Origin of the sequence: Okeania hirsuta (genome assembly GCF_003838195.1) — a bacterium.
GTDB classification, from domain to species: Bacteria; Cyanobacteriota; Cyanobacteriia; order Cyanobacteriales; family Microcoleaceae; genus Okeania; species Okeania hirsuta.
On the sequence record NZ_RCBY01000098.1, the window covers coordinates 1 to 26,964 of the forward strand.

Annotated in this window: 20 protein-coding genes and 6 tRNA genes; 8 read left to right on the top strand and 18 right to left on the bottom strand. The window is 35.5% G+C overall.

Going from position 1 to position 26,964, the window contains the following annotated elements:
* Nucleotides 1–833 precede the first annotated feature (833 nt).
* Nucleotides 834–2,501, top strand: a complete 1,668-nt coding sequence (locus D5R40_RS35420; protein WP_124147293.1) for a serine/threonine-protein kinase — start codon at nucleotides 834–836, stop codon at nucleotides 2,499–2,501.
* A gap of 1,140 nt (nucleotides 2,502–3,641) precedes the next feature.
* Nucleotides 3,642–5,678, top strand: coding sequence for a serine/threonine-protein kinase (locus tag D5R40_RS16970; RefSeq protein WP_124147292.1), 2,037 nt, complete (start codon nucleotides 3,642–3,644; stop codon nucleotides 5,676–5,678).
* A 231-nt stretch (nucleotides 5,679–5,909) separates the two neighbouring features.
* On the opposite strand, the gene D5R40_RS16975 is transcribed toward D5R40_RS16970, so the two are convergent.
* Complete coding sequence (locus tag D5R40_RS16975; protein ID WP_124147291.1) at nucleotides 5,910–7,736, bottom strand: serine/threonine-protein kinase; 1,827 nt, start codon at nucleotides 7,734–7,736, stop codon at nucleotides 5,910–5,912.
* Nucleotides 7,737–8,738: 1,002 nt separating this feature from the next.
* On the opposite strand from D5R40_RS16975, the gene D5R40_RS16980 reads away from it, so the two are divergent.
* On the top strand, nucleotides 8,739–10,268 hold the full coding sequence (locus D5R40_RS16980) for an AAA-like domain-containing protein (RefSeq protein WP_124147290.1): 1,530 nt from the start codon (nucleotides 8,739–8,741) through the stop codon (nucleotides 10,266–10,268).
* Nucleotides 10,269–10,633: 365 nt separating this feature from the next.
* Here the strand turns inward: D5R40_RS16980 and D5R40_RS16985 are convergent, their stop codons facing one another.
* From D5R40_RS16985 to D5R40_RS17020, 10 genes are all read right to left on the bottom strand, one after another.
* On the bottom strand, nucleotides 10,634–10,945 hold the full coding sequence (locus D5R40_RS16985; RefSeq protein ID WP_124147289.1) for a hypothetical protein: 312 nt from the start codon (nucleotides 10,943–10,945) through the stop codon (nucleotides 10,634–10,636).
* Nucleotides 10,946–10,956: 11 nt separating this feature from the next.
* Entirely contained in the window at nucleotides 10,957–11,091 is a 135-nt protein-coding gene (locus D5R40_RS41175; RefSeq protein ID WP_275670455.1) for a hypothetical protein, read from the bottom strand.
* A gap of 918 nt (nucleotides 11,092–12,009) precedes the next feature.
* Entirely contained in the window at nucleotides 12,010–13,494 is a 1,485-nt protein-coding gene (locus D5R40_RS16990) for a vWA domain-containing protein (RefSeq protein WP_240039175.1), read from the bottom strand.
* Between the two features lie 826 nt (nucleotides 13,495–14,320).
* Nucleotides 14,321–14,629, bottom strand: coding sequence for a hypothetical protein (locus tag D5R40_RS16995; RefSeq protein ID WP_240039174.1), 309 nt, complete (start codon nucleotides 14,627–14,629; stop codon nucleotides 14,321–14,323).
* Nucleotides 14,630–14,762: 133 nt separating this feature from the next.
* Nucleotides 14,763–15,107: a ribosomal protein L7/L12 gene (locus D5R40_RS17000; RefSeq protein WP_124154949.1), complete on the bottom strand. Its 345-nt coding sequence runs from the start codon at nucleotides 15,105–15,107 to the stop codon at nucleotides 14,763–14,765.
* Between the two features lie 325 nt (nucleotides 15,108–15,432).
* Nucleotides 15,433–15,508: transfer RNA gene (locus D5R40_RS34180), tRNA-Met, on the bottom strand.
* Nucleotides 15,509–15,644: 136 nt separating this feature from the next.
* Nucleotides 15,645–15,702 (bottom strand) — tRNA-Asn (locus tag D5R40_RS17005).
* A gap of 283 nt (nucleotides 15,703–15,985) precedes the next feature.
* Entirely contained in the window at nucleotides 15,986–16,963 is a 978-nt protein-coding gene (locus D5R40_RS17010) for a GNAT family N-acetyltransferase (RefSeq protein ID WP_124147286.1), read from the bottom strand.
* 373 nt (nucleotides 16,964–17,336) lie between these two features.
* Nucleotides 17,337–17,405: transfer RNA gene (locus D5R40_RS17015), tRNA-Leu, on the bottom strand.
* Nucleotides 17,406–17,738: 333 nt separating this feature from the next.
* Nucleotides 17,739–17,939 carry a hypothetical protein gene (locus D5R40_RS17020; protein ID WP_124147285.1) on the bottom strand — a complete coding sequence of 67 codons (201 nt, stop codon included), beginning with the start codon at nucleotides 17,937–17,939 and terminating at the stop codon, nucleotides 17,739–17,741.
* 603 nt (nucleotides 17,940–18,542) lie between these two features.
* Between D5R40_RS17020 and D5R40_RS17025 the strand changes: the two genes are divergently transcribed.
* Together D5R40_RS17025 and D5R40_RS17030 are read left to right on the top strand one after the other, a co-directional pair.
* The gene (locus tag D5R40_RS17025; protein ID WP_124147284.1) at nucleotides 18,543–19,277 is read left to right on the top strand and encodes an SDR family NAD(P)-dependent oxidoreductase; all 735 of its coding nucleotides are present in this window, start codon (nucleotides 18,543–18,545) and stop codon (nucleotides 19,275–19,277) included.
* 283 nt (nucleotides 19,278–19,560) lie between these two features.
* Nucleotides 19,561–20,067 (top strand): AAA family ATPase, encoded by a 507-nt coding sequence (locus D5R40_RS17030; protein ID WP_124147283.1) that lies wholly within the window; start codon nucleotides 19,561–19,563, stop codon nucleotides 20,065–20,067.
* A gap of 16 nt (nucleotides 20,068–20,083) precedes the next feature.
* Here the strand turns inward: D5R40_RS17030 and D5R40_RS34185 are convergent.
* From D5R40_RS34185 to D5R40_RS17055, 6 genes are all read right to left on the bottom strand, one after another.
* Nucleotides 20,084–20,179 (bottom strand) — tRNA-His (locus D5R40_RS34185).
* A gap of 4 nt (nucleotides 20,180–20,183) precedes the next feature.
* Nucleotides 20,184–20,254 (bottom strand) — tRNA-Ala (locus D5R40_RS17035).
* A 22-nt stretch (nucleotides 20,255–20,276) separates the two neighbouring features.
* Entirely contained in the window at nucleotides 20,277–20,732 is a 456-nt protein-coding gene (gene ybiA / locus D5R40_RS17040) for a riboflavin biosynthesis intermediates N-glycosidase (protein WP_124147282.1), read from the bottom strand.
* Between the two features lie 484 nt (nucleotides 20,733–21,216).
* Nucleotides 21,217–21,292, bottom strand: a tRNA-Met gene (locus D5R40_RS34190).
* Between the two features lie 138 nt (nucleotides 21,293–21,430).
* The gene (locus D5R40_RS17050; RefSeq protein ID WP_124147281.1) at nucleotides 21,431–21,718 is read right to left on the bottom strand and encodes an HNH endonuclease; all 288 of its coding nucleotides are present in this window, start codon (nucleotides 21,716–21,718) and stop codon (nucleotides 21,431–21,433) included.
* Nucleotides 21,719–22,133: 415 nt separating this feature from the next.
* A complete protein-coding gene (locus D5R40_RS17055) occupies nucleotides 22,134–23,099 on the bottom strand; it encodes a GNAT family N-acetyltransferase (protein ID WP_240039173.1) in 966 nt (321 codons plus the stop codon).
* A gap of 333 nt (nucleotides 23,100–23,432) precedes the next feature.
* On the opposite strand from D5R40_RS17055, the gene minC reads away from it, so the two are divergent.
* From minC to minE, 3 genes are all read left to right on the top strand, one after another.
* On the top strand, nucleotides 23,433–24,215 hold the full coding sequence (gene minC, locus D5R40_RS17060; RefSeq protein WP_124147280.1) for a septum site-determining protein MinC: 783 nt from the start codon (nucleotides 23,433–23,435) through the stop codon (nucleotides 24,213–24,215).
* Nucleotides 24,216–24,693: 478 nt separating this feature from the next.
* A complete protein-coding gene (gene minD, locus D5R40_RS17065) occupies nucleotides 24,694–25,500 on the top strand; it encodes a septum site-determining protein MinD (RefSeq protein ID WP_124147279.1) in 807 nt (268 codons plus the stop codon).
* A 56-nt stretch (nucleotides 25,501–25,556) separates the two neighbouring features.
* On the top strand, nucleotides 25,557–25,841 hold the full coding sequence (minE, locus tag D5R40_RS17070) for a cell division topological specificity factor MinE (RefSeq protein WP_124147278.1): 285 nt from the start codon (nucleotides 25,557–25,559) through the stop codon (nucleotides 25,839–25,841).
* A 428-nt stretch (nucleotides 25,842–26,269) separates the two neighbouring features.
* Here the strand turns inward: minE and D5R40_RS35425 are convergent, their stop codons facing one another.
* Nucleotides 26,270–26,419 (bottom strand): hypothetical protein, encoded by a 150-nt coding sequence (locus D5R40_RS35425; RefSeq protein ID WP_161564712.1) that lies wholly within the window; start codon nucleotides 26,417–26,419, stop codon nucleotides 26,270–26,272.
* Nucleotides 26,420–26,964 lie beyond the last annotated feature (545 nt).

Genomic DNA, 26,964 nt, shown 5'->3' on the forward strand with positions numbered 1-26,964 from the left:
CCCCCAAGTAATGCGTGAACACGACCGTTGACGGTGGGGTATTAAACCCACAAAGAAAATGATAAAAAAGTAGGTGGGATAAATCTAGTGTTATTCCTGCCAGTCGTAAATTTTGTGATATTTGCTTACTTTTGGTTAACCTAAATTTTTTTGTGCCTTCTTAACTTAAGAGTTAATACCAATTTGATCAATGTTTGCTACAAATAGTGGCTTTGTTGCATGAAAGTTGCGATTCGCTCCGCGATCCGTTCCAGAATCGCAAAATCACCCCTGTAGAGGAATAAATGAGAATAGTACTTTGTCACTTTCCGGCTGACAACTTTGAATCATACTGTTGACCATAGCACATTGTATGAATAATTCCACTGGCTGACTATCAAATTTTCGTCGTTGCAACTTGCCTCCAAACATCACTTTCAGCCTCAACATTGTGGCCTGGGATCAGGAGCGTCCGTGGTAGCCACTTTCACCCTTCCATTTCTTTCGCCCACAGATGCCAATAGGTCTGAGGTTCTCATCTCTAGGATGGGGCTGGACTTTACCGAATAATTAAGGTTTAAAGCCTCTCCTTTAGATTTGATTAATAAATCGGCTGGGAAATATTTAAAAGATTAAACTACTCTAACTATTTTATAATTTTTATAATTTTTATAATTCCTGACTTCTAAGTAGAACATGGTAAATTTTGGACGCTATGTATCAAATTGTCAATTAGCTCAAAAGTTTATCTTGATTGAATTTAGGTTGTTTTTTGATTAAAGATGCAACGTCTTTTTTTTAGTTTGCTCTACTTAAAACCAGCTATAAATTTCTCAAAAAAAATCAAAAAAATAATGATTAACAAAATACTTAGGCGTCGTTATCAAATTATCTCTGAGTTAGGAAAGGGTGGTATTGGAACTACTTATTTAGCAGTTGATTTAGACCTTCCTAATTGTCCTCAATGTGTGGTTAAACAACTAACTCCTTTAGACCCGCGTCCACAAGTTTTTAACATTGCTAAAAATTTATTTGATAAGGAAGCAAAAATATTACATCGTCTGGGAAAACACGAGCAAATTCCTCAGTTATTTGCCTACTTTGAAGAAGATGGGCAATTTTATTTGGTTCAAGAATTTATTGAGGGATATGACTTAACAAAAGAGATTTATTCTTGGAATAAATTTTTAAGGAGTAGATTGAGAGAAGATGAGACTGTTCAATTATTAACTGAAATTTTGTCAGTTTTAAAATATGTGCATCAGCAAAATGTAATTCATCGTGACTTGAAACCTGAGAATATTATGCGGAGAAAATCTGACGGGAAAATTGTCTTAATAGATTTTGGGTCGGTGAAAGAAATTAAAGGATTAACTGTGATGAGAGGAGGTAAAACAACTGTAACAATAGCAGTAGGAACTCCTGGATATATGCCTATGGAACAAGCAGCAGGTCGACCTAAGTTTTGTAGTGATATTTATGCTGTGGGAATCATGGCTATTGAAGCATTAACTGGAGTTAATGTAAATCTACTTCCTAAAGATATCTCAACTGGTAAAATTATCTGGAAAGATCGAGTTAATGTAAGTGATAATTTAGGTCGGGTTCTTAGTAAAATGATGTTGTATGATTGGAGACATCGTTATCACAGTATTGATCAGGTGATGGCTGAACTCAGAGTTGGTAGTTATTCTGCTAATACTACTACATATCAACGTACTTTCTTTTCTAGGAAACTAGTTAACGATTATTTCGCAACTGTTGCAGGTTCTACTGTTCTTAATGTTGGGAATTCTCTACAACCTGCACTCTCTAATGATATGCGTCTGGTTTCAGATAGTGGGGTTGACTATCGTAAGTTGCGTGACTTATTAGCGGCAGGAAAGTGGAAAGAGGCAAATCGGGAAACAAATATAGTTATGCAAAAAGCTGTCAAAGCAAGATGGCTAGTTAAGCTACAATTATTGTCAGGATTAAATTCCAAAAGTATCAAGAAAATTCCTTGTACCGACTTGCAAACTATTAACAAACTCTGGGAAAAATACAGTAATGGGCACTTTGGGTTTAGGATTCAAAAGCAAATTTACTTGGATACCGGAAATCTACTTTTAAAAGATAGAAAAGAAATTTATCAACGATATAGAAAAGAAATTTATCAACGATTTGGAGAGAAAATTGGATGGAAACTGAAGCGAAATTGGGGATTTTTTGGTGGATGGTTGTTCTACCATAATATAATCTTTGAAAGAAATGCTCCTAGGGGACATCTCCCTGTATTGGCTCCTATTAGTTTAAAAAAAGTAGAATATTTGCTAATACTTGCTTTAGGCAGCCTTCTTTTATTTTGCTTTTACTTTTACTTTTACTGGGAGCAATATAGGTTTATTGATTTGATTATAAAATCTGTGTTTATTTGTTATCTTGTATTTCTATTTAAATACCTTTTACAGTTTAGTTTGTCGCAGTCTCATTATCTTATTTGTACTATCTCAAAGAAGCTTGATGAGCATGATAAAATATAAGCCTTTGATTCATCAACAGAAAAAAGTTTTAGCAAGTAATTTGTAGGGAGTTTTCTTTATTTCAACATTTCCATAGCTAGCACTGAGAATTTTCACCGAAAAATAAAGGTTTAAAGCCTCTCATGAGCAAGGAGAAACAAGCGGTCGATCTTCGGAGCTTCCCGTAAGGTGGGATGGCGAGGAGACCCGCTCTTGCAGAGCCGCTCCGCTAACGCCATATCCAATCGACCAAGAGAGAAAAAATTTTCCTTTTATTCAATCCTCTTCCTTTTAGGGAAAGGTAATTATCCATTATCCATTATCCATTATCCATTATTGAACCCCACTCCGTTCCACTTGCCATCACAATATGTACTTAATTGTCATTGCGAGGGGTTAGTTACAGTAGGTTGGGTTAAGCGATAGCGCAACCGAACAATTATGCAGCCTATTCCATATAAATGTAGCACAGTAATTCCAGTACCTCAGACCAACAATAATCAAACCTTAATTCAACAGTTCAAAAACTGTTTGAAAATATACTCCTACTGTACTTCATAAACCTGAAATTTGCTGTAAGTATTTGTTGGGTTACTCCTGCGGAGAAGCAAGCTACGTTCCTCAACCCAACCTACAAATTGGTTAAAATATTAAAATATAAATCCAATTCAAAAAAAATCAAGAAATAATTATGGCAAATCTCACAATTAATGACTTACCTGATGAATTAATGGCAAAAATTAAAAAATTAGCTAATAAAAATAATCGCAATTTAATTCAACAAGTTATTGTAATTTGAAAATAACTTTTGCAAGATGAAAAACCAAAATTGCTAACTTCTCAAAATATAGATACCACTTAGTCAGAAAAACGCAAATTAGTTCCCCAACTTATAGCCAGAATCGAAAAAGCAATTATGAGTCAATCCCAATTACTAACTATAAAATTAAATGCCCAAGATTATATCGGTGCAGCCTAGCGTAGCTATATTGCCTAGTAAAAAAAAGTTCAAAGATTAAATTGACCCCTAAAATAAATATTATAGCTAAAAGATTACTTTGATTAATAAATCGGCTTAAAAATATTTAAAAGATTAAACTACTCTAACTATTTTATAATTCCTGACTCCTAAAAAAAGCTATAAATTTATCAAAAAAAATAATGATTAACAAAATACTTAGACATCGCTATAAAATTATATCAGAGTTAGGTAAAGGTGGTTTCGGGACTACTTATTTAGCACTAGATTTAGACCTTCCCAATCATCCTCAATGTGTGGTAAAACAACTAGCCCCATATGACCCACGACCAGAAGTTTTTCAAGTTGCTAAAACTTTATTTGAAAAAGAAGCAATAACATTACAACGTCTCGGAGAACACAATCAAATTCCCAGATTATTTGCCTACTTTGAAGAGGGTGGGCAATTTTATTTAGTTCAGGAATTTATTGAAGGAAATGATTTAACAAAAGAAATTTATCCAGGGAAAAATTTTGGTGAAGATCGGACTATTCAACTCTTAACTGAAATATTGTCAGTTTTACAGTATGTACATCAGCAAAATGTGATTCATCGTGACTTAAAACTGCAAAATATTATGCGGAGAAAATCTGATAGAAAAATTGTATTAATCGATTTTGGGGCAGTGAAAGAAATTAAAGGGTTAGCAATTACAACTGGGGGTCATACAACTATGACAATAGCAGTGGGAACTCCTGGATATATGCCTAGCGAACAAGCAGCGGGTCAGCCTAGATTTTGTAGTGATATTTATGCTGTGGGAATGATTGGCATTGAAGCATTAACTGGTATACAAGCAAATAAATTAGTTAAAGACAACTCAACAGGTGAAATTGTCTGGAAAAATCAAGTTAATGTTAGCGATAAATTAGTTTTAATTCTAGATAAAATGGTGTCAGATTATTGGAAATATCGTTATCAAAGTATTGATGAAGTAATAGTTGAATTGTCTGATATTAATAATAACTTCAATAATCAATCGCCACAAGAAATATCACAACAACATACAGTTGTAATAAATAGTAATCAGCATAATAGTCAGCCAAAAACTACTATTCCTTCCACTTCCTCCTCATCAAATTCTGCTCAAACTTTAGTTAAAATAGGTCTAGGTATTGGTATTGCTTTCAGCATTATTATTGCTTCTATTATTATTAATAATATTCCTAGTGAACAGGAAACATCCTCATCTACTAAAAATAGTCAAAAAGAGAGAGCATCAGTTAAGACTTCAACCCCCAACCTCATTTCCTACGCTACTAATATTTCTGAAGTTCGTACCCTCAGCGGTCATAATGACTGGATTCGTTCCATTGCCATTAGTCCCGATGGGCAGACTGTTGTTAGTGGTAGCTGGGACAATACTATAAAAGTTTGGGATTGGGTAAATGGTAACCTCCAAGGAACTTTTGCTACTCAGAGTGACAAGATTTTTGCTGTCGCTATTACCCCTGATGGACAGACTATTATTAGTGGTGGTGCTGACGGCACTATCAACATCTGGGATTTGGCAACGGGTAGTCTCAAAAATACTCTCACTGGTCATAGTAAAGCAGTTTATTCTATTGCCATCAGTCGCGACGGACAAACTGTTATTAGTGGTAGCGCGGATGGCACTATCAAAATTTGGGATTTGGCTACAGAAAGTCTGAAAGCTACTCTCACTGGTCATAGCAAAGCAGTTTATTCTGTAGCTATCAGCTCTGAGAAACAGATTATTGTCAGTGGTAGTGCGGACGGGACTATCAAAATCTGGGATTTGGTAACGGGTAGTCTTATAAATACTTTTTCTGGTCATAGCGATCGGATTTTTTCTGTTGCTATCAGTTCCGATGGACAGAATGTTGTCAGTGGTAGTGCGGACGAGACTATTCAAGTCTGGGATTTAAGATTTTTTTCTAAAGTTGAAAACGACATCATATTAATCAGCAATCTCAAAAATACTCTCACTGGTCATAGCAACGAAGTTTGGTCTGTAGCTATTAGTCCCGATGGTCAGACTATTGTTAGTGGTAGCGAGGACAAAACTATCAAAATTTGGGATTTAGCAACGGGTAGTCTCAAAAATACTCTCACTGGTCATACGTGGGTAGTGACTTCTATTGCCATCAGTTCTGACGGCCAAACTATTGTTAGTGGTAGCGATGACAAAACTATTAAAGTCTGGTCAGCGCGTTAGTAGGTAGGAAGGCAGAAGGCAGAAGGCAGAAGGCAGAAGGGAATATTGGTTTAAAGGGAGAAGGTTTTTTATAATTAATTATCCGTTAGCGCAGCTCCCCTGCAAGGGGAACATGATATTATCAGTATTTCCGACTTAAGCAGGATGCAAGAAAATATTTGATAATTCTATAATTACTTCACTCCCCCACTCCCCAACTCCCCCACTCCCCCACTCCCCAACTCCCCCACTCTAACTCAACCTCCGCCAAATACCCACACTTCCATCACCACAACCTGCTGCCAACATTTGACCATCTACACTAAACGTTACTGCATTAACTACTGCTTCCTGACTCAATACTCCTAACTCCTCCATCGTATAAGGGTTCCATAAATACATATTCCCATCTCGACATCCACTTGCTAAAATCAAACCATCGGGACTAATAGCAACCGCATTCACTCCATCAGGATGCTGCAATATTCCTAATAAATCTCCGGTCGCTAACTGCCACAACCTAATAGTATTGTCACTACTCCCACTCGCTAATATCTGACCGTCAGGAGCGATCGCCACACTCCGCACCACATCACTATGACCAGTCAAAGTCAACAATAACCTCCCTGTCCCTACATCCCACAACTTAATCGTCTTATCTCCACTCCCACTCGCTAATACTTTGCCATCAGGACTAATAGCAACTGACTCCACCCATGCAGTATGACCTTTCAAATATCCTCGCATTTTCCCACTGTTGAGATACCAAACCTTCACCGTCTTGTCACCATGACCGCTTGCCAATATCTGACCGTCTTGACTAATAGCGATCGCCTGCACAGCACCCCAGTCTTGACCCAACCAACCACCTAGAGTTCGCACTAACTTACCAGTACCCAAATTCCAAACTTTTACAGTGCCGTCATTACTACCACTGACCAAAGTCTGACCATCTGAACTAAAAGCGACCTCCTGCACCCATCCCGAATGACTAAACATCCATCCCCCCAAAGTACGGGGTTCGCTACCAGTCTTCAGAGTCCAGACTTTAATGCTATTATCTTCACCCCCACTCACCACAGTCTGACCGTCAATACTAAATGCTACTGTTCTGACTTGATCGCCGTAACTTTCTAAACTTTCATACCCTTCCCAAGAACTCTTTGTAGTCTGCATTAAATCATTCAGTACTTCTTCTACTGAATGATAGCGTTGTTGAAGCGCTGGTTCTAACATCCGATCAATAATATTATTCAAAGATGTGCTTACAGGTCTGGGTAAATGTTCCTGCCATAACCATTCTTCACCATGACGCAGGTCGAAGGGGTCGAGTAGAGTCATTAACTGAATGCAGACAACACCTAAACTATAGATATCGCTAGCAAATACAGCTTGACCAATTAACTGTTCTGGTGCAGTATATTCTGGAGAACCGATAACCGTACCACTTTTGACTGCGGGATTAGTAGAAATAGCTTTGGCAGCGCCGAAACCTACTAAATATAAATTTCTTCCCCAGTCATATTCATTCTCATTAGTACCACGACGGATAATATTTTCTGGTTTAATATCCCGATGAATTACTTGATTTTTGTGGATAAACTGCAAAACTGGCAGTATTTCTCTCAGAAATTTTCTAATTTTTTGTTCGTTAAATGTTCCTTGTTCTTTTAATTCTTGAGCTAAATTTTTACCTTCTATATATTCTTGTACTAAATATCTATAAGATGAGACAACAAAATAGGCTAATAAACTAGGAATTTGTGGATGTTTTCCTAGTTTGTCTAGTTGTAATGCTTCTCGGCTAAATGAGGCTGATGCTTTTTCTATTTCACTAATATTTTGTGCTGCATTTTTGCCAGGAATGCCTACAGGTAAAAATTGTTTAATTACACATATTGGTTTTGAAGGGATGTCTTGATCAACTGCCAAGAATGTCCGGCTAAATGTACCTATTCCGATTGGTTTTAGGAGGCGGTAATGTTCTCTAAGGATTAGTTTTGCACCGCAACTTTGGCAAAATATATTTTTGTCTGGGTTTTGAGGTTTTTGACAAGTAGGATTGTAGCAATAACTCATATTTTGTACGGGTAATAACTTAGTTGATTATTTTAAAATATATTGATTTTTTTATTTTTTTCTTGTTTTGCAGATCAATTATTTTTTTCATTTAATTTTTATAGTAATCCGTACATAATTTGTAAAAAATTCCAAAATTGATAAACAGTTTTAAACTCTTACACTCTGTTGCTTTTTCCCAGAATATTTTTTATACAATTGAAAGAGCATTACTACATTATACCAAAAATTCGTCATGGTTTCCACTGTCACAATCATGTAGAATAGATAAATTTCTGTCATCATTCAGGGAAAAACACCTATAATTAAGTAGGTAGCTGTAGGCAAGAAGTAAATTTAGGAATAAATATAACTAATAGACATCTCCAAAAATCCAAAATAAAATCAATTTTTATCCAGAAATTATCAATTATTTCTCCCTACTGCCTACAGCAAAGCTGCCTACTGCCTCTTTTATGGAGATGTCTAATGGGGGAATTCTATTTGATGTGTAATATTTATTTCAGTAATTCAGTAATTGATTTTATACTGTGGATTTTTATTTATAGCCAATTAAATAATACCGTTAACTTTTAAACTTAGAGATTATTATAGTCAGGAATCATGCCTTGTATATCAACAGAATATTTAGCTCATGTCAATTCAATTATCAGTTATCAGTACCTCCTACAATGGGAGGCTTGAGACCTGATTTTTTTTGTCATAATTAATACTTTTGAGGGCAAATAATGTTAAAAATAGTATAGGTAAGATTATTAGTGAAGAGATTAATCTTTTTATTCAACTCACCTTGAGATATAGCAGAAGAAAGAAGGAAAAATATGTCGCTGTCTAAGTTTTAAGCTTTTGATCTGTCCTAGCCTTTGCTTCGACTGCTATATTTGGAATTACTCAACTATACTAGATATAATATTGTTTAATTTTATAGTTGCTACGCTATTGAACCTAAAACATACAACCTATCACCTGCTTCAAACAGTTGCTAAATCACCTAGTTTTACCATGCAAAAAATACTTATATTTTCAAACAAAAGCTATAAAATAAATTTACTTACTACTCTTTTTGTTGAACAAATAGAAGCAAATAAATATGAATATTTTATAGCAAAAAATAACGACAAAAAAGCAGAATATTTGCCAGATTTAGAAAGAAAACTCAACCAATCTGATTACTTGATTTTGTTATTGAATCCTCAATCAATAACCTGTGAAATGGTAACAGAAACGGTGAGACGAGCAAGAGAATTTCAAAACATTCATCCAAATAATAAACCTTGGATTCTACCTGTTTTAATTGATACTTCTGTCGATCTAACTTGGGATTATAATCTCTATGCTTACTTGAATAAAATGCCACAATGGGAATTAAAAAGTGAAGAAAATATTCAAGACTTAGTTGCTGAAATTATGCTCTTAATCGGAAATGAATTATCTCCCTCAATTCCTGAAACAAAATCAAGATTAATATTAAATAATTCTCTGAATATAAATGAGTATAATAAAAAACCTTTGCCATCCTCACTACCAAAGTTACCCAAAAATCAAGATGATTACCATCATAATTTTTATATTAAGCGCTCTCCTCTTGAAGAAAATTGTTATCAAGAAATTACTAAACCTGGTGCTTTGATCAGAATTAAGGCACCGAGACAGATGGGAAAAACATCTTTAATGGCAAGAGTTTTACATGATGTTGAAAAATTAGGATATCAAACAGCAGTATTAAACTTTCAATTAGTTGAGCGTCAAATTTTTGACAATTTAGATGGATTCTTGCGATGGTTTAGTGCCGAGGTAGCTTCAGAATTAAATTTAGCTGCTAATTTAGATAATTATTGGAACGAAATTTTTGGTAGTAAAATATCTTGTAAATCTTATTTTGAAAGACATATTTTGAAAAGTATTGATACTCCTATAGTATTAGTATTAGATGAAGTAGATAATATTTTTCAATATCCAGAAATTACTGTGGATTTTTTTAGTTTGTTACGAGCTTGGCATGAAGATGCAAAAAATCGCGATCTTTGGAAAAATATGCGGTTAGTAGTTGTACATTCAACAGAAAGTTATGTGCCTATAGATATTAATCAATCACCTTTTAATGTTGGCTTACCAATTGATTTACCAGAGTTGAATGCAGCCCAAATCAAAAATTTAGCTAGCTATTATCAATTGCAATTAAATATCTCTGAAATAGAAAAATTAATGGCAATTGTTGGTGGAAATCCTTACTTAATCAAATTAGCTCTATATGAAATTTATCAACACAATATTAGCATTGATGATCTATTAAAAACAGCAGCAACAGATGTAGGATGTTATGCAGATCATTTACAGCGACATTGGTGGCATTTACAACAATCTCCAGAGTTAGCACAAGCAGCTAAAACAGTAATGAATTCTAATCAACCAGTACAATTAGAAACAATGCAAGGGTTAAAATTACACAGTATAGGATTAGTCAATTTCCAAGAAAACCAAGCAACACCACGTTATGATTTATATCATTTATATTTTAGAAATCGTCTTTAAATTCAAACAACTATTAGGACTTAAACATTTTATGGTTGAAAAATGGCGCTCGTGTCAGTCTAGATCAGGGAATTACTTCAATGCGCTCAAAATGCCTAGAACCCTTGGTAATTAAGGAATTATACCTTTTTGACTAAAAGCAAGTCCCTGTCTAGATTTGAGCCTATTTTATACTTCTATTTTGTCTAATTCCCACTATAGCAGTCGCTATTACAGTATCAGGAGTCCTGATATCAAATTCGTTAACTATGACCTCACTAGGGGTGGTAATGCGGTTGGTGGGGCGAAAATCCTCATTTACCGCATTCTCAGTCCTACTGACTACTTTTTTAAATTGTTTTAACTAAAAAATAACTAAAAAAAACTTAGACTTGATTTGAACCTACTTCCAGTAATTTTTCCAATCTTGCCGTTGACCAGTATTCCGTGGGATAGGCGATCGCAAAAATAGACGAAAGTCGAACCAACCATGTCACCTGCTTAAAAGCATCATCTTCCTCATCAAATTCATCCGGTGGAACTAAGACCATAATTTCTACAAAATCTTTAGTTACAGTAACGGGGAGACCATAATAAGTTTCCTCAGCTTCAATGCGGACTTTACTACCATTTTCTAATGCTTCTGTTAATCTTTGATAAAGAAGATTAGATTTTTTTGACTTTTCTTTTTTGGCCACAATTATTCTCCCTAAGTCTGATGTTGCAGTTTAGCGCTTTTAACAGCACCCATGTACAACTTCGCCATTAACTCGTTAGCAGTCGCCGCATTTTGCAACTTACTAAAGTTAATTGTATCTGGTTGAATTTTAACTTGACTAGGCAAGTTTTGAACTCCCTTGTCGCTTAACCGCATCCCAGTTGTCAGGAAATCCGTACATAGTTGTCAATGACCAGATGTGGGTCTTTGGTAATGTTTAGCTCAAAAGTGACTAATGACATAAAAAATCTGTCCTTTTCCCAAATCAAAACGTACTGTTACTGCCGGGACTTGATGCTGAAAAAGCAAATTATGACTAGCAGTATCAATATAGACTTTATCCGAGTTTAGTACTTCTATATTGTAATTTCCTCATAACGACTATTAGGGATTTGGCTCTCAATATTACAAGAATATTTGACCACAAACTATCTGCAAAAGTTTCTACAGACAATGATATAATTAATTTTTAATTCTTGAGTCTAGAGTAGTGTCTTAGGAAATGCACGCTGTACTTTTCAAATATCCTCTTAATACCATTGATTAAAAGACATCTCCAATAATCAAAAATAAAATTAATTATCCTGTAGAAATTATCAATTATTTCCCCCTACTCTGTAGGGAGGTTGCATGCAAGGTCCCTACGACCTACTCCCTCTTTTCCGGAGAGGTCTATAATTTCTACAAAATCTTTAGTTACAGTAGCAGGGAGACCATAATAAGTTTCCTCAGCTTCAATGCGGACTTTACTACCATTTTCTAATGCTTCTGTTAATCTTTGATAAAGAAGATTAGGCTTTTTTGACTTGTATCTTCTGGTAACAATTATTCTCCATAACTATAACGTTGCAGTTTAGTGCTTTTAATAGCACCAACGCACAACTGGACTACCAACTCAGTTGCAGTAGCAGCACAATGACGGAGGAGTCAGTCCTCAGTCCTCAGGAGGGAAGAAAAAGCAAGAAGCAAGAAATAAAAGGAGGAAAAGGAGAAAGTTTTTTTGATCACGCTCTTATCCGGACATGATATAAGTTGTATTTTTCCTTAGTTTTGACTTTTGACTTTTAACTTTTGACTTTCCTGATCATCACGCACTGGCAGTGAAGTCTCCATTATTTCCATCAACAACTCCAGTCGTGATTTATGAGACAACATTGGCACCAAGTTAGGCAAAGAATAGTAGTCACCTTTGAAAGTAAAAGTTTCCACTGGTGCTTGCTTCTGCTTCAGTTGACTTTCCACATAATTAGAAGCATAGTGACCCACACGCACGATAACCACATTTGGCATAACCGCCAACTCACGACAATAAGCAGTATAAGCATCAGCAAAATAGGGTGCAGTATTTTCCCCTTCATCTGTCACCAGAATAAACTGTTCGACAACTTGCTTTTTGCGTCGCATTGCTTCTACAGCACAACCACAACTTGTACCTCCACCTGCGCGGATATGTTGGAAACCACGTTCCCAGTCACTCAATTCTGTACCTTGAGCAGTCACAGGATAAGGAATAGTATCAAAAGCGTAGACAAATAGTTCCGCTTCAGTAATACCAGAAACCAAAGCAGCTAAACGCTTACCTACTTCGATCGCCTGTTGCATAGAACCAGACTTATCCACAAGTAAAGCAGTTGGCAAAGAAATTTTACCGCGCTTTTTCACTTGTTCGTTAGTCACCTGCTCCAGTTTCGCAACAGTTTCCGCATCTACCTGAGCAGCATCAGCAGCAACCTTAGCTTTATAAGCAGACACGCGATCGCTCTTTTGCGCCTCAGTCAGTTTCTCATCAACTAATGCTTTTACCTCTGGGTGTTCCATCGCACCACGAGCAGTCAGAGACTTCAGGTTATTGATAATTTCCTGGGGAGACATAGAGTTGATCAGTGCCACTAACACAGTAGGTGTCAATTGTTTCACAGCTCCCACTGCCACAGTATAGGGAATTTTATGTTCCACTATTAATGCTGCTTGCTCTGCTGGAGTTTCTACTTTTGCCAACTGCTTCAGCATGAAAGCTAAACTATCCTCTGGAGGTCTTTCCTTAAACAAGATAGCATCAGCGCGAGAGTTAGGTTTAATGTGCAAAGTTGCATATAGGTGCTTCATTGCCTTGCGGTTACGGAGAGCTGCCCGGTCAAAAAAATCTGGTTTTTGTTCGCGCTTCCGTAGATAACGAGTCACAGCAGTGCGTGCGGAACGTGGCATTTTATTTCGTTGCTGTTTCATAAAGTCTACAATGCGTGACACCTGGTATGGTGGGAAATTTTGTAGCATGATGAAACCCGCATCTCGGTGTTCTGTGAGGTTGCTTGTTAACAAGTTTCCCAGGAATACTTCTTGATGGTCGCGCACATCACCGTTATTTTGATACCATACTGCTAAATGACCGTAAAAAATTGGGTCTAACTCAACAATTAATTGATGAATTTCTGCTACTTTTTCTAATTGACGATGTGGTGTAGTGAGCAGACTATTGAGCATTTCTAAACGTAAGTCGCGCTCATCGTTATTCATTTGAATTTTAGACATTTTTTCTACCTCCTTATTTCAGTTATCAGTTAACAGTTATCAGTTACAGCAAATTCTAAATATATGAAGTACAAATATTAACTACTGAATTTTTGTAGTGTGGTTATCTTGCCATATAGTGCCTCAAAAAGATAAAAAAATCTGTCATGTTTTTAATGTTAAATATAAAGTATTGTCAAACATTTGATAACCTATGATTATTCGTTATTAACTAATTTTAGCATAAAAAATCTACTTTAAAAATGCAATTATTTTTGGTATTTTTCGGAGTATTAATATTAATATTTATAATGAAATAAACCGTGCAATTTCAGAGATAATTGTACTTCCAAGTTCCCTAATAAATTGTGTATTTCAGCAATTAATAATTAATAATTACCTATTCTTAAAAGAAGAAGATTGACTAAAATATTTTTTTTGTATCCCCTTAAAAGAGGAGGCTTCAAGGCGTGAATTTTTGAATGAATAATTATTAACTATCAACTCTTAATTATTCATTATTCATTATTCAGTAACCTCTCTAGTTTAGGGCGTGACGATAATTGCTAATTGTTATAGCTTTCAGCTTTAAAAGTTTTGGTAGTCCCGATGGCGTAATGCTAGATAGGAACAAACAATATCTAGTGCGGGCATCCTGCCCGCGAATACGGGAGCAAGATGCTCCCACTGTTATCCTAACAAAAATAATTACCAAAAAATTGGGTTTAAAGCCTCTCCTTTTAAGGGGATAATAAATAAAAATTTTCCTTTGAGTCTATCCTCTTCTTTTCAAAGAGAGGTAATTCTAAATTCTAAATTCTTGAAAATGCACCACCACCAAACTTTTTTACAAAGGTTTTAAATCTGGTTCTACCCAATTTTTTTGAGCTGACTCAGACATCAGAAATTCTCTACTGTAATATTCAAAAGGTAAAGCTGAATTTTCGTAAAAGTTGACTAAATTATTGGCATTTTCTGCAAAAGAGTTATTCGCTGAATTTGTAGTCAAATATTTCTGAATCATTTTTACCCAAAACAGCGTAATTGTTTCGTTATAACCACTATCTTTAGTATTTTTAGTACCTACTGCAACATTATATTTTTTGATGCGATCGCGAATATTATTTATTGCTTCTAACTCGGAATAGTTAGTCAAATACCAAAGCGCAACAATCAAATGTGCAGCATGAGTCCAATTATTTTTTGGTAGAGTACAATTATTGAATTCTCTGACAAGATTTTCTAACTCATTACTGGTGAAATCAAAAGTTTTATTGCATATACAAAAATTATTTCAAAGAAACTGTTGCTCCTAATTCCTCTAATTTTTGCTTAATCTGTTCGGCCTCCTGAATATTGACATTAGATTTAATAATTTGGGGTAAATTATCAACAACTTTTTTAGTTTCCTGTAAACTTCCAAAGAGATTTAAACTGCGTATATCCTTAATAAAATATATTTTTTTATTAGCAGGAAATTCCTCTAATACAATATCAAAAATAGTTTTTGATTCATGGTCATCTTGATCATTATTGTCGAATTTTTCATTAGGTTTTACTACAATAATTCGATCTGCACTTACTTGAAAAAAATCTTCTATTTGTTTCAAGTAAGTGCAGATCGAATTTTTCATTAGGTTTTACTACAATAATTCGATCTGCACTTACTTGAAAAAAATCTTCTATTTGTTTCACCAATTCTGTAGCTTATAACATTGTAATATATTTGAGTTTTTCCAATATTTCATCAGTTTTTATAGACATGATGCTTTCTCCATATAATAAAATTTTTATCTACTAAAAATTTATCGATAAAACTGCTCAAACAAACATTTGGTTTACTCATTTATTATTGATTATTATATAAAACCCCATCCAATTCTTACTTCTGCCCTCTGCCTTCTGCCTTCGTTAATAGAATTATAAAATCATCTCGCGCAATTCAAGAAAGCTGTTTGTTTATACACAGGAATTGAACCTGTATTAGCTTTCGCTAGCTTGATTATGAGTCAAGTGCCTTTACCATTTGGCTAGTATGTAAGCTTTCTTAGTTTGGGCGCGAGATGATTTTTTTTCATGTTAATAAATCTATTTTTATATCTGTTATTTACCTGTTTTTAAAATCTAAATTAATATCACCTCGCGCAAGTAAAAAAAGCTGTTTGTTTATACACAGGAATTGAACCTGCTACAATCGATTAATAGTCGAATGCTCTACCAAATTGAGTATGTAAGCTTTTTCAGTTGGGGCGCGAAGTGATTTTATTAAACTCTTTAATTAAACTATTCTAACTTCATTATTCAAGATACAAATGGCATATTAACTGATGGAATTTTACTCATTTTAAAATCTCTAGAAAATAACAGATTAAATATTTAGTTTTCCAGGTTCAAATTTTGGAGTGATCTGCCTATGTATTTACCGTATATAATATTTTATACATCAGCAATACATAATTTTCCAGGGAATAAGAAAAAAAATCAAGATGTTAAAGACTGGGAATATTAGTATTTACAAATTTTTGCCATAAACAATATTAGTATGAACTTTACGAAAACCCACAGACTCATAAAGTCGAGTTGCTCCCGACGGGTTCTCAGCATCAACACCAAGTAACGTCTTATCTATACCAACAGCTCGTAAACCCTCCATTCCAGAAAGTAACATCGCTTTTCCTAAACCACGCTGACGAAAACCACGACGAGTACCCAAAGTATTTATCCAACCTTCTTTTCTTCCCTTGTGCTTATTCTCTTCTGGATAAAAACAACAGTAACAAAAAGCTGCAAATGTACCATCAGGAGCTATTGCAACCCAGGTCAAGTCTGGTCGATAGTTAGGGTCGCTTACTATATATTCCACCTGCTCAACTTTCACCTCATGGAAGTTCCAATGGTCAATAAATGTTTGATTATACGCTTCTACCCATGCTTCTAAAAATCTTCGCTGCTCCTGCTTACCAGAAAACTGCGCAGAGGAGTGAGACTGCAACGTAAAACCTACAGGTAACTCCGGTTTGGGAAGAGGTTCGGTGAGTGATCGCTCCATCCCAAAAAAGTAACGCTTGGGAGTGAAACCACAATTTTCTAATAATGCAATGCGTTCGGTTTGAGTATCGCGAACAGGCGATCTAAAATTGGCATATACACCCTTATCTCTAGCGACTTCTTTCATTCGTGTTTCACCCCACCTAATGATTTCTTGCTCTATACCTTCACTTCTAACAGTGGGATGAACTCTGAAGGAGAGAAGAGCATCAACTGACTCTTGTATTAATAGCTTCCCAAAACCAATGAGTTTACCTTCTCCATCTTCCCAAAGACGAATGTCACGCTCTTTATCTATATCTGGAGCATTAAATTCTTGTCGCAGATCCGAAACAGATACCCATTCATCTAAGCGATCGACTGCTTCACAAACTTGTAAAAATTCAGCGATCGCTTCTAGATCCGTTTCACCTTGATAGGAGCGAGTTACTAACGTTTTCATAAAAATTTATAATGGTGAAAATTAAGATTTTTTTTTACTTATTTATTTTTTCAAATAGTTAAATCAAATAGTTGAAAATTACTTCGCACAAGTCGAAAAAGTCATGAATACGTTTACAGTCGTTCTTATCAGTTTTTAATTTGACAGTGGACTCGCTAATTTTATCTCATAGAGACTTAAAAAGCTTCGCTATTTCGGTCGCCCGAACATCGCTACCTTAGGACCCTATAGTTAGGAAATGTATGTATACTTTATCAGTTGGGGTGCGAAGTAATTTCAGTTATCAGTTATCAGTAAAAGTTTAATTTTGTATTTTTTATTTTTATTAAAATAGTTAAAAATCACCTCGTGCAAGTCAAAAAAGCTGTTTGTTCATACACAGGAATTGAACCTACTACACTTTGTTCTTGAGACAAATGCTCTACCAATGAGCTAGTATGTAAGCTTTCTCAGTTAGGGCACGAAGTGAAATTTTAACTACTATTAATATGTTCCGCACAAGTCAATAAAGCGTTTGACACTAACGCTCTATCCATTGAGCTACATTCCCTAAAAATAGTGGGAATGATAGGAGTCGAACCTATAACCTTTGGTTTAGTAGACCAAAATGTATGTACGCTTTACCAGTTAGGGTGCGGAACATAACGAAGTCAGAAGTCAGAAGTTGTTTTTGTAACGGGGATTAGAGAAACGCTCCAAAAACGGCCGATCAAGGCGGGGTTTTAGACCCAATTATTTTGATAATAAGATATTCCTATTAATAAGGAGGTTTTATTTAACCGTAAACTGCTTCGGGGCGAACAATTAAATCTCCACTGGGACGATGGTCTAAAACGTAGGAATTAAAGCGTTCTTTACCCACATCAAAATATTGAGCTAGGCGTTCTTTAATAGTATTTTCAGTCATATTTTCTCTGATGCCTAATTGATTTTCTGTAACATCATAAGAACGTCCTTCAAATCTAATATGAACCATATCACCACCTCCTAATTTTTTTGATATTATCTGTTACAATATGAATCGTCTTTCTAGATAATAGAGTTGTTGAACGTTATTGATTTTTTTTGTTATTTTATTTGAGAAAGCAGAATATTTTTCTGGTTAATTTTCTGCTTCTTTTGGGTTGATAAAACGCCGATAATATTGAAATTTACCAGATTTAAACCAACCTAAAATTCTATGAGTGTAAAGTAATAGCTTATGCAATTCAGGTTTTGTGTAATACCTGATGGATGTTAGTTGAAATTCCGATTAATTATTTAATTTTCTAGGTGCAGATATGGCTTTTTTATCTGGAGGTTATTTACTTTTCCTTTGACTGCCACATTTATATGCTACATAAATAATACATAAAGTGTCAAGGGGGTGGGAGAATTTTTTTTCAGGATTTTGAAAGCTAGCTATATCAATAGATACAGGCATATTTTAGTTAGTAAAATGGAGATATTCGTCCAAAAAATTGTCATAAAATCTAAAATCTAAATTTATCATAAAAGAGGGAGTAGGGAAAAAGAATGGATGATTTCTGTGGGATAATAATTTTATTGGAGATATCTAATAGTTTTAGGAAGAACTAAGATGAGCGAAAAATTTGCAGCAGTTGTCATAGGTGTTGGTTCAGAAGCAGGTTTAGGTGCGACACTTGCTAAATATTTTGCTCAAAAAGGTTTGCACGTTTTTGTTGCTGGTCGTAGCGGAGATAAACTACAGTTAATTGTGGAAAAAATCACACAACAAGGGAGTACCGCAACTGCTGTTGTTACTGATGCAACAGTCGAACAGGATGTCGAACAACTGTTTGCAGTTGTGGAAAAAGCAGGTTATCCTCTCGATCTTGCTGTCTACAACGCTGGTAACAATATTCCGGCACCCTTATTAGAAACAGACAGCGAAACCTTTATCAACCTTTGGCAACAAAATTGTTTTGGTGGATTTTTATTTGGAAAACAAGCGATCGCTACTATGAAAAAGCGACAACAAGGTACTCTTATTTTTACAGGAGCGACTGCTTCATTAAGAGGAAAACCACCTTTTACAGCATTCGGAGTCGCAAAAGCAGGTTTAAGAACATTAGCTCAAGGGATGGCGCGAGAATTTGGTTCCCAAGGTATTCATGTTGCTCATGTCATTATTGATGGTGTCATTGATGGGGAAAAGTCTCGCACAAAGTTCCCAAATTTTGTTTCTCAAAAAGGTGAGGAAGGTTTATTACAACTTGAAGCTATTGCGGAAACGTATTGGGCAATTCATCAACAACATTCCAGCGCATGGACTCACGAACTTGATTTAAGACCATTTAAAGAGTCTTTTTAATTTAGGGAGTATTCATTAATTAATAATTAATAATGGATAATTAATAATTAATAATTTCCTTTGGTTAAAACCATAACGGAATTGAATATAAGGAAATTTTATTTCTTTTTTTCTCCTTAAAAGGAGAGGCTTTAAACCGAATAGATTAATTGTCAATTGTCAATTTGTAATTAGACCTCTTCAAAAATTTGAACCGTGCTATAACAGTTTTAGAAACTTTTATAGAAATGTCTATTTAGGAAACAGGGAATAGAAACTTTTTTCCAAGTTATTAATTCTGTCAATGCTAAAAAAACTTTATGTCAACAACTTTAAATGTCTGTTTAACTTTGAAATTGAATTCTCAAATATAAATTTACTACTAGGAGCAAATGGTTCTGGCAAAATAACAGTTTTTGAAGTTTTGCATAAACTCCAAAAATTTATATTAGGAGAATTTGAAACTACCGGAAAATATTATCAAGTCTCAGAAATTTTTCATCAGCAAGATTTAACTAGATGGCAAAACTCACCTATCCAGAAAAAAGATATGCATTTACCTAATGAAAAAATAGCTATTTTTGTGCCTGCCAGAAATATAGAGACTTGGTTTTCTTATATTAATGGTAAAGATGTTAATGAAGAAGATGATTACAAAGATAAAACTCTAAATATCACAGACAGAATTACATTAGCTAAAGCTTCAGCAGAAAAATTAGCATCAGATATCTGTCCTCAAGGACTTGATGAAAATGCTCCTGCTTCTCTACATCATGCTTGTAATGAACTGCGAAGATTACAATTAGATTAGAAATTATATTCATTAGGGTGTCTGACGGGACTCGTTCGCGAAGCGTTCTCGAAGAGTACCCGCTTTCTCCGGTGTCACAAACCGACGTTTCGACCACTTCAACCTCAGACACCAAATGGAAACTAGGGGATTTGAACCCCTGCCACGACTGTGCAAGAATCGTATGCTCCCATTACACCAAGTCCCCCTTTGATTAAGTTGATAATTTTTTAATTTGAGTCGCGATCGCGCAATTTTTCCCGAACCGCCATTAAAATCAGTCCTAACTTATTTTTGCCCGTCCCATCTTTACCACAACCCCAATAATCATCACTAGGTGAATTCTCCACAATCAACTCATCGCCTGTAGACATCAGAATTTCCCGAATGTCAGCATGAGTTTCAAATTTTTTTAATACACCCCCTTCCATAATTTCATCCTTGACCTTTTCCCAATCTGGTCGTAGAGGGTATTTTCTACTGCGCCCCATCTTTGCTGCCTCTTTTGGGGTTTTGACTTCCCGAATTTTATCAAACCATAGACGGTCTGTAGTAGCAAACTTCTGGCCTTGAAAATAATGTTCATTCGTCGGCCACCAAAACCCATCAAGTTCAAAACCATGTCGGGAAAAATTAGAAAAGCAACCATAAATTTTTGTACGAACACCGTAAAAATAAATAGGCATAATTAATTATTTGGGGTTTGAATCAGCAATTTTTCTTTCTGGCTCCCCCCTTTGAAAGGGGGGTAGGGGGGGATGACCAATTGCAAATTGCCCAGCGTGCAAGTTATGAGAGCGTTTTATGCGCTTTCTCAGTTACTAGGGGAACTCCGCCGATGAGTTACCACACACTCTTTAAAGGATTGCTACTTTGAAGCCAACCTATCGGGTTCTTCGCACTCCCCGTTCTCACGCGCCCACTGTGTTTAATAGTGTTACTATTCCTCTCGTACTAAGTATGTAAGCTCTAAATGTTGGGTCACGCTAGGAACTATTGCATGGGTTAGTTTTAAATAAAGTCAATGAAAACAACCTCCTTTTTTAGTGGTACATTTTGAACATTAATGTGTTCAACGCCTCCACCAGGACTTGAACCTGGAACCTTCCTTTAGAAGAGTGTTGCTCTATCCATTGAGCTATGGAGAGGATGTCAAATCACACCTGCATTTGGTGGCGGAGGTGAGAGTTGCACTCACTGATTTTTAGGGTATGAACCTAATAAGCCACTCTTGCTTCATCTCCGCGTGTCACCAATACTCCTGATATCATGTCCGCACTTTATCGTTTGTGTGAACCCAAGGGTGAATATGCACAGGCAATTTAAGTTTTTTCTTGCTCAATAGTCTTCCTTTCAAGGAGAGGTAATTCTAAATTCGCGCATTCTAAATTCTTGAATTTTGGCGGTGTACTTGTATCCTTTTACTTGAGTTTTGCTTGCTTACCCACAACAAAAATTTTTCCATTTGTGGTTCATTTTTCAGTTTTTCAACAGTGTTTAACTCTTTTGCTAAACGCTTGTTATCAAAGAAGGCATGAATTTGCCGATGACAGGCCGAACAAATATTAATAGTGGGACCTGGGTTAATTTTTTGGCGTTTGGTGTTTTGTTTGGGAATTAGGTGATGGACAGTTAATTTTTCCATCTCCCTTTCACACAGTTCGCATTGCATAGAGGTGTGTTTTAATATCTTAAATTTCTCTTTTTCTCTAACATTTACTCTTCCTTTATCTACGGAAAATTTGTAATATGGGATTATGCGATCGCCAATCTTCCCAAAATCATCACCACCTTATACTACAACACAAGGTTTGATTTTCCAGATTTAGAGACATTCCCATAACTGGCATAAATTAATACTACACAATATATTACAATATTGTCAAGGGGGTAGAGAAAAATTTTTGGTAGTCCTGTATCATAATGGTGAATAACGGCTGAAATATAGACTATAGACTCGTTTAATTCAACTTTAACGCGAGGTCTCCTCGCCATATCCATCAGACCAAGAGAAAATAGAATATTCTATATTTCAAACCTCCTGATTGTAGGGGTACTGATAACTGATAACTGATAACTGAAATTACCTAAACTGCCTTAATATAAGCTATTTGAGTATTAACCCTCCGGAAACCAACCGACTCATAAAGTCTCGTCGCACCCGAAAGATTATCCGCATCAACATACAACATCGCTGTTTCCATACCCTCTGTTTTCAACAATTTCAGTGCTGACAACAAAATACCACGCCCTAACCCCCGTTTCCTGAAACCACTTCGGGTGCCAAGGAGACTAACTAAACCATCTTTGCGTTTATTCAACTCATTATTTTCTGGGTGAATCTGACAATCACAAAAAGCAGCAAAAATACCATCAGGCGCAACTGCAACTAAACTTAATTCTGACCGATATTTAGGGTCATTGAGTTTATTCTTCACAGACTCAACAGTAATATCTTGATGATTCCAATGATCGATAAAAGTTTGATTAAACATTTTCGTCCAAGCTGCTGCATCTGCTTCATTTTCTATATGTTTTAGGGTGAAACCTTCTGGAAACTCAGCTTCTGGAATAGGGTCAGTAAGCGATCGCTCCATTGTCAGAAAATATCGCTCAATTGCAAAACCACAACTTTCTAATAAAGCTATACGTTCAACATTATCACTATGTCCTCCAGACAGCACTTTAACCTTGACATTCCTTTCCCTACCCACTTCCCGCATCCGTTTCTCTCCCCACTCCAGAATTTGAACTTCTAAATTATTGCCTTGAGCATTGGGGTCAACTCGAAACCACAAAATACCTGCAATATCTGCTCCTATTTCTGGAATTATCAATCCCGCAATAGCCATAACTTGACTGTTGCTATCTTCCCATAAACAAATATCGCGCTGCTTGTCTACAGACGGAGTTTCCAATTGCATGAGCATTTCTGCCGGAGACGGCCATTCATGGAATTGATGAACTAATTCACTACTATTTAGCAATTGAGCGATCGCCTCTAAATCTATCTCACCTTTATAGGGGCGAGATGTTAATGTTTTGATGCTCATAATTACCTCATTTATTTATATAGCACTATAGTTTTTTAACCAATTCATTCTTCAATAGGATAAAAGGGAAATTGACAAGATTAGAAAACTATCTTCTCGCTTCAAAAGCAAATCTCTCTGTTGTCCCTTATTTATTTTGAGGGAAAGGGTGCGGACATCTCATCAGACAACACCAGATTTTTCGCTCCTTCTTTCTCTCCTAAAAAACTAATCGCCCTTTTTCCTTCTTCCTTCTCGTATAAATGGTGTACTAACACACAAATCTTAATTAATAACTGATATGATAAGATAGTCTGGCCAAAAGAAAAAATTAAAAATAAAGTTCCATACTCTATGTCTTCTGATGATTCTATCTCAACTACTTCCACCTCTACACCAGAAGTAAGTACCAACTTACAAGTCAGATTCAAAACAGAGGAAGGAAAACTGTTATTACTCTTGCCACCAGAATTTAATAATGGTGAGATAGAAAGTCCAACTGCTATGACCTGGACAGAAATTTGGCAACAGTTTAAGCAACGCCTCAAAGCAGGAGAAAGATTTTGGCAGCCAAAAACAGAGGTACAGCTCATTGCTTTTGACCGCTTATTAGATACTCGTCAACTGCAAGAAATAGCTGAAGCTCTTTTAGAAGTAGAACTAGAATTAACAACAGTTCAAACTTCACGTCGCCAAACTGCTGTAGCAGCAGTCACAGTTGGCTATTCTGTAGAACAAAAATTTGACATTATTACTCTCAACCAAGCTCCTACAGAAAAAGTTCAACCTATGTTTGAACCTTTATATTTACAGATGACCATTCGTTCCGGAGTAGAAATTCGGCACCCCGGTACGGTAGTAATTGTAGGAGATGTTAATCCTGGTGGTTCTGTCATTGCTGATGGAGATATTCTAGTGTGGGGTCGTTTACGAGGAATAGTCCACGCTGGTGCTAAAGGAAATTCTCAAAGTGTAATTATGACTTTACAGATGGAACCAACTATTATCAGAATTGCAGGGCAAGTAGCTAGAGGGCCAGAAAAACTACCAAATCAATTTTATCCTGAAGTTGCTTATGTGACAGATCAAGGGATTCGTATTAGTAGGATGGTAGACTTTGTTAAGATACGGCGTTGAAGAAGTAGTCAGTAGTCAGTAGTTGGTAGTTGGTAGAACCGAGAAAATGCTCCTGTAGAAAATTTATTGGAATTAGGAATTAGGAACTAGACAACACTATGTCTTTAAATTAACGTGCAATATATTAAGAGGGCGCAAACAAAATAAGTATGTAACGAAAAGTAAATTCACTCAAAAACTTATTCTCCTTTGGCACCTAGCAAATCATAACGACAATTTTTCACCCCAACCTCATTCTCTAGTGTCTTTACAAAATCAATCTTCCTTGACAAAATCACAGTTTTAATGTAACAAGAATAAGCTGATATTTCTGAAGTTAACTTTGAAGTAGCAGATTTTTTGCAGTTTACATATCTAAAAAATTGGGTAATGAAATAATTATTATCCTGTTAGAAACTTTAAACTTAATCTAAAATACCAAAATAATCTCTAAGTTTTGACTATATACAATTCTTTATTTCTTAATTTCTAATAGCTTATGAGCAAAATTATTGTTATTACTTCTGGTAAAGGTGGAGTGGGAAAAACTACTTGCACAGCAAACTTGGGCATGGCTTTAGCTCAAAAGGGTCGCCGAGTAGCCGTAGTTGATGCAGATTTCGGATTAAGAAATTTGGACTTACTACTAGGTTTAGAAAACAGAATTGTTTATACGGCAGTAGAGGTTTTAGCAGGAGAATGCCGCCTCGAACAAGCAGTAGTTAGGGATAAAAGACAACCTCGGTTGGCACTTTTACCTGCTGCTCAAAATCGAATGAAAGAAGTAGTTACTCCCCAACAAATGCAAGAGTTAGTCAATATGTTAATACCAAAATATGACTATATTCTGATTGACTCTCCTGCTGGAATTGAACAAGGTTTCCAGAACGCGATCGCCCCGGCCCAAGAAGCTATAATTGTTACAACCCCAGAAATATCTGCCGTCCGTGACGCGGACAGAGTAATTGGCCTTTTAGAAGCCAATAATGTTAAGAATATCCATCTGATAGTTAATCGGATTAGACCTCAGATGGTCCAAGCTGATGAAATGATGTCAGTACAAGACGTAGAAGAAATTCTTGCTATCCCACTGATGGGAATTATTCCAGATGATGAGAAAGTAATTGTATCTACTAACCGAGGCGAACCTTTAGTATTAGCAGAAAATATTTCTCTCGCAGGCTCAGAATTTGTTAATATTGCTCGTCGTTTAGATGGAGAAAAAGTAGATTTTATTGACCTAGACCCCCCACAAGAAAATTTCTTTACTTGGTTGCGTAAATTATTATCATCTAAAATTGTTTAATATGGAAAAAATTACAATTTACTGAATAAATCAACTATTGAATTAACAATAAGCTAATGTTAAATGAAATTATAGAAAAACTTTTTTCTAGAAATACTCCTAGTAGTCGTAATGAAGTTAAGCGTCGTTTGAAGCTGGTTATCGCTCATGACCGTGCCGATATCAATCCAGAAATAATAGAGGCTATGAGAAAAGAAATTATGGAAGTAGTATCTCGCTATGTTGAAATAGATGACAACGATTCAGAATTTTTGTTAGAAAATAATCAAAGAGCTACAGCATTAGTGGCAAATTTGCCTATTAGACGTATTAAAGCCAGCTCAGATATTCACAATAGTTAAATAATCTCAGTTAAGTATCTGTAAAAAATTAATTCAATATTTGCTTGAAGTAGGAAACAGGCAGAATAAAATAGACCTCATCTGAAAATAGCTGTTGGGGACTCCCGTTATCAACGGTTAGAGGAAAACAGCTAGCAGATCAACTATTTTCCTCTTAAGCTTAATTTTCAGATTTTTCAACTGACTTTTGAGACTTAAGTTTTAGTGAATCAATGAAATCACTAATTACCTGGGTTATTGTTTTCTCATTACGGTAAATATACAAATAATTTTGTCTAACTACTTATAGAAAAATCATGGATCTAATACCATTGGGTGAAAAAAGAATGTTGCGCATAATTTGAGTGATTTCTAGACTTTACCAATAATGTACTTTTACTTTTGACTAAAAATTAAACTTTCTGAACTACTAGCAATAACTTAACTATTTATACCAAATATTTATCAAAATGATATAACACATTGTCTACATAGACAATCATATCTAACAAGTGAACTACGCACCGAGCTTGTTTACAGCGCTTTTCATATTGATGAACCACATCGTCATAATCACGCACCCTGTAGGGAAGTTTCATGGAACGTCTCTACTGTGGTATATCGAAATGAAAACCGCTGTAATAGCCCAGTCTTTAAGCTGTCTACTTACCTTCAAATGACATTTTTCTAGTCTAATTATTGCTTTGTGGTAATTATTTGATTGAGACAGTACCTACAACTGTGAATAAAGAGTTTTTAACCTTTAGATCGCTGAAAGCCTTAGCTATTAATAGTTATTCCAAGAACTTCGCACTGTCTAGTTACTAAGATTACTATTTCTTTGATTTCTCTAGTATGATTTGATCACATATTTTTGCAGATAAAACTATGAGATATCCAAATATTATAGATCGAGCCCTAGAAGGGGGAAGCTTTACACCGAGGTTTTCGGCAAAAATTTCGAGCGATCGCTAATTTCTTAAATCAATTTGACAAATATTTTCCGATCAAAACACATATCATTTCATTCGTTTTTCAAACTTGACAATAATCACACAAAATGATATAATCAGTAATTATACAAACCATATTCCGCACGACAAACATACTACAGTACCTTTTTCCACGAAGATGGTGGAACACA